The sequence below is a fragment of the Streptomyces sp. NPDC092952 genome (genome assembly GCF_044754785.1).
Taxonomy (GTDB): domain Bacteria; phylum Actinomycetota; class Actinomycetes; order Streptomycetales; family Streptomycetaceae; genus Streptomyces.
Map to the genome: position 1 here is coordinate 76382 of NZ_JBIVPT010000003.1, position 12460 is coordinate 88841.

12 protein-coding genes are annotated in these 12460 nt (G+C 72.8%); 10 read left to right on the top strand and 2 right to left on the bottom strand.

Going from position 1 to position 12460, the window contains the following annotated elements; genetic code table 11:
- Window positions 1-49 precede the first annotated feature (49 nt).
- Genes ACIQGQ_RS08015 through ACIQGQ_RS08030 form a run of 4 tightly spaced genes read left to right on the top strand, consistent with a single transcriptional unit; the run spans window position 50 to window position 4786 of the window.
- On the top strand, window positions 50-1792 hold the full coding sequence (locus tag ACIQGQ_RS08015) for a condensation domain-containing protein (RefSeq protein ID WP_402392148.1): 1743 nt from the start codon (window positions 50-52) through the stop codon (window positions 1790-1792).
- On the top strand, window positions 1789-3081 hold the full coding sequence (locus tag ACIQGQ_RS08020) for an MFS transporter (RefSeq protein ID WP_402392151.1): 1293 nt from the start codon (window positions 1789-1791) through the stop codon (window positions 3079-3081). Before ACIQGQ_RS08015 ends, ACIQGQ_RS08020 begins: the two co-directional genes overlap by 4 nt.
- A gap of 2 nt (window positions 3082-3083) precedes the next feature.
- Window positions 3084-4151 carry a LuxR C-terminal-related transcriptional regulator gene (locus ACIQGQ_RS08025; protein ID WP_402392153.1) on the top strand — a complete coding sequence of 356 codons (1068 nt, stop codon included), beginning with the start codon at window positions 3084-3086 and terminating at the stop codon, window positions 4149-4151.
- Window positions 4148-4786 carry a pyridoxamine 5'-phosphate oxidase family protein gene (locus ACIQGQ_RS08030; protein WP_402392156.1) on the top strand — a complete coding sequence of 213 codons (639 nt, stop codon included), beginning with the start codon at window positions 4148-4150 and terminating at the stop codon, window positions 4784-4786. Before ACIQGQ_RS08025 ends, ACIQGQ_RS08030 begins: the two co-directional genes overlap by 4 nt.
- Window positions 4787-4880: 94 nt before the next feature.
- Here ACIQGQ_RS08030 and ACIQGQ_RS08035 read toward each other — a convergent pair whose 3' ends face one another.
- Window positions 4881-5558 (bottom strand): alpha/beta hydrolase-fold protein, encoded by a 678-nt coding sequence (locus ACIQGQ_RS08035; RefSeq protein WP_402392160.1) that lies wholly within the window; start codon window positions 5556-5558, stop codon window positions 4881-4883.
- Window positions 5559-5903: 345 nt separating this feature from the next.
- Here ACIQGQ_RS08035 and ngcE point away from each other — a divergent pair, with 345 nt between their 5' ends.
- The 5 genes from ngcE (at window position 5904) to ACIQGQ_RS08060 (ending at window position 10130) form a co-directional block, all read left to right on the top strand.
- On the top strand, window positions 5904-7331 hold the full coding sequence (gene ngcE / locus ACIQGQ_RS08040; protein ID WP_402392164.1) for an N-acetylglucosamine/diacetylchitobiose ABC transporter substrate-binding protein: 1428 nt from the start codon (window positions 5904-5906) through the stop codon (window positions 7329-7331).
- Between the two features lie 154 nt (window positions 7332-7485).
- Window positions 7486-7665 carry a hypothetical protein gene (locus ACIQGQ_RS08045; RefSeq protein WP_402392167.1) on the top strand — a complete coding sequence of 60 codons (180 nt, stop codon included), beginning with the start codon at window positions 7486-7488 and terminating at the stop codon, window positions 7663-7665.
- A gap of 282 nt (window positions 7666-7947) precedes the next feature.
- Complete coding sequence (locus tag ACIQGQ_RS08050) at window positions 7948-8445, top strand: SigE family RNA polymerase sigma factor (protein ID WP_402392170.1); 498 nt, start codon at window positions 7948-7950, stop codon at window positions 8443-8445.
- On the top strand, window positions 8438-8872 hold the full coding sequence (locus ACIQGQ_RS08055; protein ID WP_402392172.1) for a hypothetical protein: 435 nt from the start codon (window positions 8438-8440) through the stop codon (window positions 8870-8872). The genes ACIQGQ_RS08050 and ACIQGQ_RS08055 overlap by 8 nt, the downstream gene beginning before the upstream one ends.
- A gap of 31 nt (window positions 8873-8903) precedes the next feature.
- Window positions 8904-10130, top strand: a complete 1227-nt coding sequence (locus ACIQGQ_RS08060) for a mannosyltransferase family protein (protein WP_402392175.1) — start codon at window positions 8904-8906, stop codon at window positions 10128-10130.
- Here the strand turns inward: ACIQGQ_RS08060 and ACIQGQ_RS08065 are convergent.
- Window positions 10058-11710 carry a carboxylesterase/lipase family protein gene (locus ACIQGQ_RS08065; RefSeq protein WP_402392177.1) on the bottom strand — a complete coding sequence of 551 codons (1653 nt, stop codon included), beginning with the start codon at window positions 11708-11710 and terminating at the stop codon, window positions 10058-10060. The genes ACIQGQ_RS08060 and ACIQGQ_RS08065 overlap by 73 nt on opposite strands.
- A gap of 95 nt (window positions 11711-11805) precedes the next feature.
- Between ACIQGQ_RS08065 and ACIQGQ_RS08070 the strand changes: the two genes are divergently transcribed.
- Window positions 11806-12378, top strand: a complete 573-nt coding sequence (locus ACIQGQ_RS08070; RefSeq protein WP_402392180.1) for a TetR/AcrR family transcriptional regulator — start codon at window positions 11806-11808, stop codon at window positions 12376-12378.
- The last annotated feature ends 82 nt before the right edge of the window (window positions 12379-12460 follow it).

Sequence of the window (12460 nt, forward strand, 5' to 3'; positions counted from 1 at the left end):
CGTTCGCACCCCTCCCCTAACCGAGGTGTCCCCTTTGTCTTGTTTCACAGTGGCTTTCACAGGTCTTCCGCAGCGCACCGGACCACTCTCGTTCGGGCACGCCAACATCCTGCGGGCCATCACCATCGACGACGACCCGACCCGGCTCAACCTGGCCATGGTCTTCGGTGCCCCGGCCGACGGCGGAATCGACCGGGTGGCCGAGCAGATACACACGCTGCTCGTACGCCACGAGTCGCTGCGCACCACCTACCGGACGACCGCCCCCGTCGAACAGCGGGTGACCGGCGACGGCAACCTGGACGTCGAGGTCGTCGACGGCGGTCCCGACCCGCTGGAGACCGCCGACCTCACCGCGCGCCGACTGCGCTCCAAGCCCTTCGACCTGAGTGCGGAACTTCCCTTCAGGGCCGCGGTGATCACCTCGGACGGCGCACCGCGCCATCTGGTCTGGGTGGTCTCGCACGCCGCGATGGACGTGGCGGCCTGCGAGATCCTGCACGCGGAGTGGCACGCCCTGTCGGCCGGCGAGTCGCTTCCCCCGGCGCCCGCGCTGGAGCCCGTCGACGTCGTGGACCTGGAACGGACGCCCTCCATCGAGCGGCTCGGCCAGGCGGCCGTACGTTACTGGGAGTCGCAGATCGACCGGGTGCCGCAGGCGGTGTTCACGCTCCCGCACACCACCCCCGCGAAGAACGACTGGCTGCACCCCGGGCTGAACATCCGCTCGCGCACCGCCGCCGCCCATCTGGAGACCGTCGCGGAACGCACCGGCGCGAGCACCTCCGCGGTGGTGCTCGCGGCGCTCGCGGCGCTCATCGGACACCGCACCCGCAACGAGACCGTGGTCACCACCTCGCTCTCCGGCAACCGGGTGGTCCGCAAACTGCACGGGTTCTTCGGCTCGCTGGCGCAGGACGCGCTGCTGCCGGTCGACACGACCGGGCTCACCACCTTCGACGACGTGGTCCGCCAGGTCCGTTCCGCGGGTCTCCCGGCCTACCGGCACAGCTGGTTCGACCCCAACGCCGTCTGGCAGGTCATCAACGGGGTGAGCGCGCGGCGCGGCATCAGCTTCGCCCGCGACCTGGTCTTCAACGACATGAGCGCGCTGGCCTCCGCGGCGGACTCGCCCGACCCGTCCGCGCTCGGGCGGCTGCCCGGGGTCTGGATTCCCGGCCACCGGCCCCCGGTCCAGGAGAGCCCCGAGCTGGGCGGGGAGATGAGCTGGCTGCCCGCCGAGGACATCCCCTGCCGCTTCTTCGTCTGCCTATACCAGCTGGACGCCGAGTTCGAGCTGACCCTCTGGATCGACCCCTACGTCCTGGACAAGAGCGAGGCGGAGGAGTTCGGCCGGTCCCTGCTGCAGCTCCTCGCGGCCGCCGCCGGGGCCGAACTCCCGCTGGACGCCATCCCGTCGCTCACCACCCTGGCCCCGGTGGACCGGGGTGCGGGGTGGCATCTGAGCGACCGTTCCTGGATCGAGCCGGACGCGGTGCGGGAGCTGCTCTCCGAGGTCATGGGGGACGCGCCGCACCTGGTCACCATCGAGCCCGACGAACTGCTCGGGCACCGGCTGACCTGCCACCTGGTCGCGCCCGCCGCCCCGGAATCCGTCCATGAGCGCACCCTGGTGGCGCTGCCGGGCCGGATCACCGCGATCGCTCCGCACCGCTACCTGGTGCACCCCGCCGGCCCGCCCGCCGACCTACTCGACGATCCCGCGGCGTGGGCCGCGCTGCCCGTCGTCGCCGAAGCCTCCGGGCGCTCCGAAGGACGTGGGACCGCATGAGCGCCACGACCGGGACCGACCCGGAGACCGGGCCCACGACATCCGTGTGGACGGGCAACTTCCGCCTCTACTTCGGCGCACGCACCGGCTCCCTGCTGGGCGACGCGATGCTGCCCGTGGCCCTCTCCGTCGGGCTGATCGACGCCGGGTACGGCACCTCGGGCGTCGGGTACGCGCTCGGTGCCTGGATGGCCGCGCTCGCCCTGTGCATGCTCTTCGGCGGAGTGCTCGCCGACCGGTTCACCCCGCGCCGGATGATGGTCCTCGCCGACCTGGCCCGGCTGGCGATCCAGGCGGGCATGGCGGTGATGTTCGCCACGGGTACGACCTCGCTGATCGGCGTCGTCGTCCTCCAGTTCATCAGCGGGGCGGCCACCGCGCTGTTCCAGCCCGGTGTGGCGAGCATGGTGCCGCAGGTCGCCGACGACGTGCAGCGGGCCAACGGGGTGCTCAGGGTCGCGGAGTCGGCGGCCGGTGTCCTCGGTCCGGCGCTCGCCGGACTCCTGGTCAGCTTCTCCGGCCCGGCCACCGTCTTCGGCATCTACGCGGCGACGTACGCGCTCAGCGCCGCGTGCCTCTTCGCCCTGCGCCTGGACACCGCCGCCGCCGACGACGCGGAGTCCGACTCGTTCCTGCGGCAACTGGCCACCGGGTGGCACGAGTTCAAGGCGCGCCCCTGGCTGTGGGGGGTCATCTCGATCTTCCTCCTGTACGGGTGCTTCGTGGCCGGTGTCTCGCTGCCGGTCGGCGCCGATCTCGTCGTGAACGACCTGGGGTCCACCGCGCTCGGCATCGGCATGGCCGCCTTCGGCGCGGGCGGGGTGCTCGGCGGCTTCGTCGCCATCAAGGTGCGCAGCGAACGGCCGCTGGCCGCCGGCTCCGCGGGCTGGGCGCTCTTCGCCCTGTACCCGATCGTGCCCGCGCTCGGACCGGGCGTCGTCGTGCTGTCGGTGGGCTGGGCCCTGGCCGGCGCGGGTCTGGCGTACTGGTCGGTCATCTGGGCCACCACCGTGCAGACCCAGATCCCCGCCGATCTGCTCAACCGGGTGTACGCGTACGACGTCGCCGGGTCCCTGACCTCGATGGCCCTGGGCCGCTCGCTGGCCGGTCCGCTGGCCTCGCTGACCGGGCAGCGCACGCTGATGGTGCTGGCCACGGTGCTCGGACTGGTCTGCGCGGGGCTCCTGCTCGCGGTCCCGGCCATCCGGCAACTGCGTGTGGCCGGCGGCGACAAGGGCAAGAGCGGCACCGGCACGGAGCTGGACGCGGCCGAAGAGCGAAGGAGCTGACCATGGAAACCGCGGTCCGCAGCACACGCGCCCGCACCACGTACTCCACAGGCACCGCGCACCCCCACTCCCACCCCGAATCGGGCGTCGACGAATTCGCCCTTCTCGTCTACGAACGCGCACTGGGCCACGACCATGTCACCCCCGGGCTCCTCGCCGCCGAACTGGACGCCTCCACCCACAGCGTCGAGCAGGCGCTGAACACACTGCGCGGGCTGCGCCTGCTCAAGGGGGTGGACGGCTCGGACCGCGAACTGGTCGCGGTGAGCCCGGAGGCCGCCCAACTGGAGCTGCTGCTGCCGCTGGAGAGCGCCATCCACGACCACCGCCGCCGCCTGGCCGGGGTGAAGGGGCAGCTCCTCTCCTTCATGAAGGTCTTCGACGACAACCGCCAGCACCGCGAGTCCGTGGTCGTCACCGACGATCGTCGCGAGATCGCGCTGCGACTGCGGGAGGCCGCCCAGAACTGCGCGTCGGAAATGCTGCTGATGCAGCCCTGCGTCACCCAGGAGCCCCCCGAACTCGTGCAGGCCCGGCCGCTGTTCGCCGAGGCGCTGCGGCGCGGCGTCCAGGGGCGCGTGCTGTACCCGCACACGGCGCGCGGCGACGCCGCCACCCGGTCGTACACCCTGCGGCTCACCGAGGCCGGCGGCCAGGTGCGCACCTCGCGCGACCTGCACGCGCGTTTCCTGGTCTTCGACCGCAGGACGGCCTTCGTCACGGTCGACGACGGCAACGATCCGGGCGGTGCGGGCAGCGCGGTCACCATCATCTACGAGCCGAGCGTCGCGATGTTCCTCGGTTCGCTCCACGACCTGGCCTGGCAGTCCGCGTTCCCTCTCGAACAGGGAACGAGCGGGTATGCCGGAACCCTCGGCGAGCTGCGGGCCACGATCGTGGAGCTCCTGGCACTGGGCGTCAAGGACGAGGTCATCGCCCGCCGGGTCGGCCTCTCGGAACGCACCTTCCGCCGCCATGTCGCGGCGATCATGCAGAACCTGGCGGCCGGGAGCCGCTTCCAGGCCGGAGTGATGGCCGTACGGACCGGGATGCTCGGTGAGGCCGCGTGAGCCGCTACGCACACCTCGCCTACACCCCGACCGTCCGCGAGGTCCAGCACGAGATGGGCAGCGGCATCGCGGCGGGCCGCAGACTGCGCGAACCGGGCGACCGGCCGGAGCCGCTCACCGGGGCGGAGGCCTCGTTCATCCGGAGCCTGGACGGATTCCTGCTCGCCACCGTCGGCGAGACCGGCTGGCCGTACGTGCAGTTCAGGGGTGGCCCCCCGGGCTTCGTGCATGTACTGGACGAAGCCCGGATCGCGTACGCGGACGTCGGCGGGAACCGCCAGTTCATCACCACCGGCAACCTGCGGAGCGACGACCGGGTCGCGTTGTTCTTCCTCGACCACGCGCGGCAGACCCGGCTCAAGATGTTCGGGCACGCGCGCATCGTCCCCGCCGCCGACCAGCCCGAACTGTTCGCACGGCTCGAATCGCCCCGCACCGAGGGGCGGGTCGAGCGCCTGGTCGTCATCGAGATCGAGGGGTACGACTGGAACTGCCCCCGCCACATCACACCGCGCTTCAGCGAACGCGAACTGGACGACGCGCTGGCCCCGGTCCGGGAGCGGATGAGCGCGCTGGAGCGGGAGAACGCGGAACTGCGCGCCCGGCTGGCGCGGGCAGGGGCGAACCCGGCCTGAGCGGGGTCGGGCCCACGCGAACGCGGTGGCCCTCCGGTTCCTCCGGAGGGCCACCGCACCGGACCCGCTCCCGCCGCTTCCCGCTTCCCGCTCCTCAGCCGGCCCGCGCGACGCCGCGGCGCTGGGCGAGCAGCCAGGTGTAGAGCTCCGGATCGGCGTAGGCCCGGGTCCAGGAGTCATGGCCGACGTGGTCGTAGCGGGTGAACCGCACCGAACTGCCGCGCTCCCTGAGGGCGTCGACCACCTTGTCGGTGTGCCCGACGGGAATGTTCAGGTCGTCGGCGCCGTGGAAGGTCCACACCGGCAGGCGGTCGATCCGCGGTGCGGCCTCGGGGAGCCAGGAGCCGCAGACGGGCGCGACGGCCGCGAAGCGCCCGGGGTAGCGCGTGGCCATCGCCCAGGAGCCCGTGCCTCCCATGCTGAGACCGGTCACACAGGTGCGGTCGCGGTCGATGCGGTACCGCGCGGACACCTCTTCCAGCAGCGCGTACACACCCGACAGCTCCAACGTCCAGGTGCTGTACGCGGGACACTGCGGGGCGAGCAGGACGAAGGGCACCGGGATGCCGTCGGCCACTCGTTTCGGGAGCCCCTGGGTGGCCAGTACGGCCGGATCGTCGCCCCGCTCGGAGGCCCCGTGCAGAAAGAGCACCAGTGGCCACTGCTCGTCCCCGCCGCCCCGGTAGCCCTCGGGGAGGTGCAGGAGGTACGGCAGTCTGTTTCCGGTTTCGTCGACCTTGAACGTGTGGGCCTGGAACGCGCCGGCGTCCATTCGAACAACCACCTTCGAAATCAGGGGTGTGGAAATTCGGAGAAGCAGCGTTACGCATATCGGTGACAGCGTCAACGAGCCCGCACACTGAATATTGAATACATGCGGAAGAAACATATGCATCACTCGTCAAGAGAACTTCCGCCCCACCGGAAATCCGCTGGACCATCGCACGAACACCCAGCTCAAAGCAGCTTTCACCAGACCGGAAGGCGCTCCTGCCGCCCCTTCTCCGCTCTGGCCCGATTATGGAAAACCGCCCACTGCCGACGGCTAGCCTAAGGGCTGTCCAAATGGGGTCGAAAGTCCCGCTCGACCCGACTCGAAGAAGGCGAGACGACGACCATGGGGTCCGTACCAGAAATGAACCGGCGGGAGCTGATCAAACGCGCCGTCGCGGTCGGCCTGCTGGCCGCGCCCGCGACGGCCGCGCTCAGCTCCTGCGCCGCCTCCGGGAGCCGGCCGAGGCAGTCGGGCGTGGCCGGCGCGGGCATGGCGGAGTCCAGCAATCCGCTCGGTGTCAGCCGCTCGGCCCCGCTGGAGGTCGTCGTCTTCGACGGCGGCCTGGGCGTCGACTACGTCAAGAAGGCCGAGGCCGACTACCGGAAGGCATATCCCGGGACGGACCTCACACACGTCGCCACCACGGATCTGCAGGCCCGGCTCCAGGCCCGGTTCGTCGGCGGGACGCCTCCGGACCTGGTCGACAACACCGGCGCCCGCTCGTTGCCGACCGCGGCGCTGGCGGACCGCGGCCAGTTGACGGACCTGCGGACGCTGCTCGACGCGCCCTCCTGCGACGACCCGGCCGTGCCCGTGCGCGACACCCTGATCCCGGGCGTCGCGGAGAAGGGCAGGTTCGGCGGCGAGGAGGTCTGGGCGCTGAACTACGCGTACACCGTGTTCGGCGTCTGGTACTCCAAGTCCCTGATGGACAAGCACGGCTGGGAGTACCCGAGGACCTGGGACGCGATGCTGGGCCTGTGCGCGGAGGCGAAGCGGGCGGGCATCGCGGGGTGGACGTACGCGGGCACGTACCCGTACTACCTCCAGTGGACCCTGTACCCCTTCATCGCGAAGATCGGCGGGGCGGACGTACTGACGGCGATGGACAACCTGGAGCCGAACGCCTGGCACCACCCCGCCGTCAAGCAGGCGTTCGAGGCCTACCACGAGCTGGCCGCCAAGGGCTATCTGCTCCAGGGCACCTCGTCCCTCAACCACATCCAGTCACAGACCGCCTGGACCAAGGGCAAGGCGCTGTTCCTCCCCAACGGCACCTGGGTGGAGACCGAGGCGAAGGCCACCACACCGCCCGGTTTCGAGATGACGATGTCGCCGCCGTCCGGCCTCGACCGCTCGGATGCGATGCCCTTCGAAACGCTCTGGGCCCAGGTGGGCGAGGCGTTCATCGTGCCCCGGGACGCCAGGAACCCCCGGGGCGGGATGGAGTTGCTGCGCAGGATGCTCAGCAAGAAGGTCGCCCAGCAGTTCACCCTGGCGTCGTCGAGCCTGACGACGATACGGGGCGCCTCCGACGGCCTGGACCTCCCCTCGGGGCTCACCTCCGCGGCCGCGGCCCTGAAGGCGGCGGGCCACAACACCGTCGCCCCGCGCACCGACTGGTACCAGAGCCTCAACCGGGAGAAGATCGCCGGGCTGATCGGCGAGATGATGACCGGCCGCCTCCGGCCCGCCGAGGCGATCACCGCGATACAGCGGGCGGCGGACGCGACGGCGAAGGACCCGTCGGTGAAGAAGTACCGCCACTGAGCGGCACCCGCCGCTCCGGGCGGCCGCCGAGGGGGACTCGGCGCGCGTCGAGGCGCTGGTCGTCCGGCGGGACGGCCGCGAGGAGCGGCTGACCGGCTCGGGAGCCGACGCCCCGGCCGCGTACGCCGACGCCCTCTCCGGGACGGGTCCGGCCGTGCGGGTCTCCGAGGTCACCGGACACGTCATCGACGACCACCTCGGCACCCGGTACGCCGCCTACGCGCAGATCGATGTGGCGGGCACGGTCTGGTACGGCGCCGCGATCGCCGACTCCGGGGAGACCGCCCGGCTGAACGCCGTCACCTCCGCCGTCAACCGCGCGCACGCCCGGTGAGACGGCGGCTCCCCGGTGGTGCCGGCCACCGCCGGCACGCCCGGGGAGCCGGCCGCACGGCACGGCGGGGACGGTGAGCACCGGACCGCCGCCCCGGGACGCGAGCCCCGCCCGGCCCACCGCACGGCCCCAGGTCAGCACCTACGCTGCCTGGGGCCGTTCCCGTCTCCGCCCCGCACGGTGTGACCACGGTCACCCGGTTTTCTCCGGATCCGTGTCGTCCGGATGGTGGGGGCCGGGCGTATGCGGGGTGAGATCCGGGAGAGCCAGGAGTTGTGATCGTTGACCGTCGAGGAGTTCGAAGAGTTCTACGCGCAGACGGCTGCCCGGCTGACCGGGCAGTTGTTCGTGATGCTCGGCGATCAGCACGAGGCGCAGGACGTGGTGCAGGAGGCCTTCGTCAAGGGGTGGAGCCGGCGGCGCCAGCTCGATCGTGACGGGCAGCCGGAGGCGTGGATCCGTACGGTCGCGTGGCGGCTGGCGGTGAGCCGGTGGCGGGGGCGGCGGCGGGCGGCCGAGGCGTGGACGCGCCGGGGGGCGCCGCCGCACGCGGAGCCGCCGGGGCCGGAGTCGGTGGCGCTGGTGGAGGCGTTGCGGGGGCTGCCGCCCAAGCAGCGCCGGACGCTGGCGCTGCACTACGTCTGCGATCTGACCGTCGAGCAGATCGCCTCGGAGACCGGCCTGGCGGCCAGCACCGTCAAGACGCATCTGGCCCGGGGCCGGGCCTCGCTCTCGCACCGTCTGCACGATCCGCGTACCGAGGAGGGGCCCTGTGTCTGATCCCCACGACCCGCTGAGGTCCTTGTTCAAGGAGGCCGCCGAGGCCGGGCAGTCCCGTGCGCGGTCGGCGCCGGTCTCGTACATCACCGCGCGCGGTGACCGGGTGCGGCGGCGCCGGATGGTGGGGCTGGCCGTCGGGGCCTGCCTGGCCCTGTCGGGTACGGGGGCGGCGGTGGTCCCGCTGCTGCCGAGCGGTCCGGGCAGGACCGTGCCGGCCACCACGCCCTCGCCGTCCCCGTCGCCCTCGATGCCCACGCCGTCGACGTCCTCGCCCGCCGCCCCGGAGACCACCGGGCCGCCCCGGACCGGGACGGGCCGGACCGCTCCGCCGAGCACGAGCCCGCCCACGCGCGTGCCCAGCAGCAGCGAGAGCCCGACGGGAACGTCGGGCACCCCGAGCCGGAACACCACGTCCCCGCCGTCGTGAACCATCCGTCCCCGAGCGCGGGAGAGCTGTCGTGAGTCTTCTGAACCCGCCCCGGCGGGATGTGCGTCCGGCGACCCCGGCGGCGGAAAGGGTGGCGGCGCGTGCGCCGTGGCCGGAGGCGGCGGACCGTGAGGTGCTGTGGCTGTACCTGCTGACCCGGGTGGGGATCTGGACCACGGCGTACTGCACCCGGTGGCTGTTCGCCGACGACGGCAAGGCCCGGTACGCCGGTTCGTTCTTCTCGTCGTGGCAGCGCTGGGACTGGTGGCACTACCTGCACATAGCCCAGTCCGGGTACTTCCCCGACGGGCGGGGGCCGTGGAGCGCGGGGTGGGACAACCGGGAGGCGTTCTTCCCCGGCTTCCCGTTCCTGCTGCGGGCCGTGCACGCCGTCGTGCCGAGCTGGCCCGCCGCCGGGGCGCTGATCTCGTTCGTCGCCGGGGGCGTCGCCGTGCTCGCGCTGGGCCGGATCGCCCGGTCGTACGCGCCTCGGCCCGAGCGGGGCGGGGCGGCCGGGTCGCGGGCGGCGCTGTTCTTCCTGCTGTCGCCGTGCGCGGTGTTCCTGGCCGCCGGGTACACCGAAGCGCTCTTCCTCGCCTTCGCGCTGCCCGCCTGGCTGGCCGCCCGGCGCCAGGAGTGGGCGCGGGCGGCCGTCCTCGTCTGCCTGGCCACCACGGTCCGGGTCAGCGGGCTCTTCCTCGCCGCGGCCCTGGCCGTCCACTTCCTGACGACCGCCCGCGCCGCACGCGCCCCCGGCCACTGGTGGCGGGCGCCCTGGCTGGCGCTGCCCGCCCTGCCGGCGCTGCTCCAGAGCTGGTACCTGCACGCGCACACCGGCGACTGGATGGCCTGGAAGCACGCGGAGGAACGGGGCTGGTACCGCGACTTCCACACCCCGTGGGAGGCGTGGCAGAACACCTGGCACGCCGCCTTCGGGCACGCCCAGTCCCTCGGGTACGCCCTGATGTGCCAGGCCGAACTGCTCACCATGGTGGTCGGGCTGGTGCTGTGCGGGGTGCTGCTGCGGCGGCGGCGCTGGGCGGAGGCGGTGTACATCGCGCTCAGCCTGTGGGCGCTGGGCACCTCGTACTGGTACACCTCGCTGCCCCGCGCGACCCTGCTGTGGTGGCCGCTGTGGGCCGGTCTCGCGGCCTGGAGCCTGCGCCGGCCCCGGGTGACGACCGCCTACCTCGCGGTGGTGGCGCCGTTCTCGACGGTCGTCGCGGTCACCTTCCTGTCCGGGCGCTGGGCGGGCTGAGCCGGGCCGGATCCGGTGCGGGGCGCGGTCCTCGTCCAGAAGCGGTACTGGTGGTCCCGGGCGAAGTCCGCGCGTCCCCAGGCGGTGGACGACAGGGTCTGGACGTGCCCGTCCGTGCCCCGGAAGGCGGGCCAGCCGGTGCGGCCCGAGGCCGCGAACCCGGTCCAGGTACGGATCAGCCGGTCGCGGAAGGCGGCCTGACCGGCCTCCACGTCCTCGAACAGGTCCAGGTCGAAGAGGTACGCCAGCTCCGACATGTGCTGGGCACGCGGCGCGAAGCCCGGAGCCGGGTAGCCCGCGAACCAGGGGGTGTCGCGCTCGGCGAACTCGTACGCCCGGGTCGGTGTCCACCGGGACAGCAGCCGGGCCGTGTCCAGCGTCGGCACCGACCACGACGCGTCGGTCAGAACGGCGGCCAGGGCCTCGCCCGCCGACGGGAAGGCGGCGAGCGGGTAGCGGCGCAGTACCTCCCCGGCCCGGTCGCCGAACGCCTCCCGCACGGCGGGCTCGTACTCCCCGGGCTTCATCGGCGCGCCGCCCGGGGCCAGTTCCCTGCCCAGGACGCTGCCGCGCTCCTCGTCGTGGTTGACGCCGACCAGGACGGGCACCCGGTTGAACCGGCCGGTGCGCAGCGCCTCGGCGGGGGTCAGCGGCATGAGCTCCGTGCCGGCGACGGGGCGGGGTTCGTTGAACGGGCCGTACGCCTTGAGCAGTTCGGCCGGGGTGGCCCGGCGCAGGCAGGCCTCGGTGGCCCGTGTGCCGCCCTCGCAGCCGAGCGCGGTGACGATCCGGCGGGCGTCGGCATCGGCCTCGGCCCGGGTCCGGGTGCCGCCGGTGGCGCAGGGGGCGCTCTGCACGACGGCCCGGTCGAAGAGGCCGGCCGAGGCGGGTGAGGCGAGGTGATCGCAGACGCTGTAGCCGCCGCCCGACTGCCCCATGACCGTGACGTTGCGCGCGTCGCCGCCGAAGGCGTCCGCGTTGGCGCGCACCCAGCGCAGCGCCGCCTGCTGGTCCTGGAGGCCGAGGCCGTCCGCCCCGGCGACGGTGGAGCCGCTGAGGAAGCCCATCACCCCCAGCCGGTAGTTGACCGAGACCACGACGGCTCCCGCCGAGGCCAGCCGGTCGGGGCCGTACATGTCGCCGCTGCCGTACATCAGGCTGCCGCCGTGGATCCAGACGATCACCGGGAGACGGCTGTCGGCATGGGCGGGGGCGGTGACGTTCAGGTAGAGGCAGTCCTCGTTCTCGCTGGGTGTGCCGACCGGGAGGCCGACCGGCTGGGCGCACGGGGCGCCGGGTCCGGTCGCGTCGCGCACCCCGGTCCAGGGGACGGCCGGCCGGGGCGGGGTCCAGCGCAGCCGGCCCACCGGCGGGGCTGCGTAGGGGATGCCCCGGAAGCTGTTCAGCTCCCCGCTCCGGGTGCCGCGGACGGTGCCGGCGGCCGTATCGACGACGGTGCCGGTGTCGTACGCGCGTGGCGTACCGGCCGCCGCGGCCTCGGGGGCGGTCAGGCCGAGGGCCAGTCCCCCGAGCGCCAGCGCGGTGACCAACCACTGGGAAACGCTCCTGGTGTGTCTCATGCCGAGCACGCTAGAGAGCTTTGGGCGATCGCGCAATGCGTTCGCCCAAAACGATTGTCTAAGGCGTTCGCCTCAGGCGGTGTAGGCTGCCGGGCATGGGGAACCGTGAAGCCCTGCTCGTCGGCGCCAAGCAGTGCCTGCGGGAGAAGGGGTACGACCGCAGCACCGTCCGGGACATCGCCACCGCGGCGAGCGTGAGCATGGCCGCGATCGGCTACCACTACGGCTCGCGCGAAGTCCTGCTCAACCAGGCCCTGTTCGAGATCCTCGACGAGTGGGGCGACTCCATGGGCCGGGCCCTGGCCCGGGACGCCGACGGGTCCGCGCGGCGCGCGTTCGAGCGGGTCTGGGAGAACCTGATCGCCGACTTCACCGCCCACCCCGATCTGTGGACGGCCTCGGTGGAGCTGTTCATGCAGGCCCGGCGCCGTCCCGAGCTGCGCGCCCCGCTCGCCGCCGGCATGGCCGAGGGCCGTCGCGGTATGGCGGCGATCCTGCGGAGCGAGCCGGAGGACACGGTGCCGCAGGAGTCGGTACGGACCCTGGGCAGCGTGCAGCTCGCGCTGATGTCGGGCGTGATGATGCAGCACCTGGGCGACCCGGAGTCGGCGCCGTCCGCCGCCGAGGTGCTCCGGGGACTGCGCGAGCTGGCGGACCTCGCGCGCTGACGCCCCCGTTCGTTCGGGTGATGACCCCAGTGGTCCGCCCGTGGTCGCGCTTCCGGGACCCGCCTCGCAGCCTGGGCGGAGG

What these genes read in the sequence shown, in the direction of transcription:
- ACIQGQ_RS08020 (WP_402392151.1), top strand. Translation starts at nt 1,789, where the DNA reads ATGAGCGCCACGACCGGGACCGACCCGGAGACCGGGCCCACGACATCC.
- ACIQGQ_RS08025 (WP_402392153.1), top strand. Translation starts at nt 3,084, where the DNA reads ATGGAAACCGCGGTCCGCAGCACACGCGCCCGCACCACGTACTCCACA.
- ACIQGQ_RS08035 (WP_402392160.1), bottom strand. Translation starts at nt 5,558, where the DNA reads ATGGACGCCGGCGCGTTCCAGGCCCACACGTTCAAGGTCGACGAAACC.
- ngcE (WP_402392164.1), top strand. Translation starts at nt 5,904, where the DNA reads ATGGGGTCCGTACCAGAAATGAACCGGCGGGAGCTGATCAAACGCGCC.
- ACIQGQ_RS08065 (WP_402392177.1), bottom strand. Translation starts at nt 11,710, where the DNA reads ATGAGACACACCAGGAGCGTTTCCCAGTGGTTGGTCACCGCGCTGGCG.
- ACIQGQ_RS08070 (WP_402392180.1), top strand. Translation starts at nt 11,806, where the DNA reads ATGGGGAACCGTGAAGCCCTGCTCGTCGGCGCCAAGCAGTGCCTGCGG.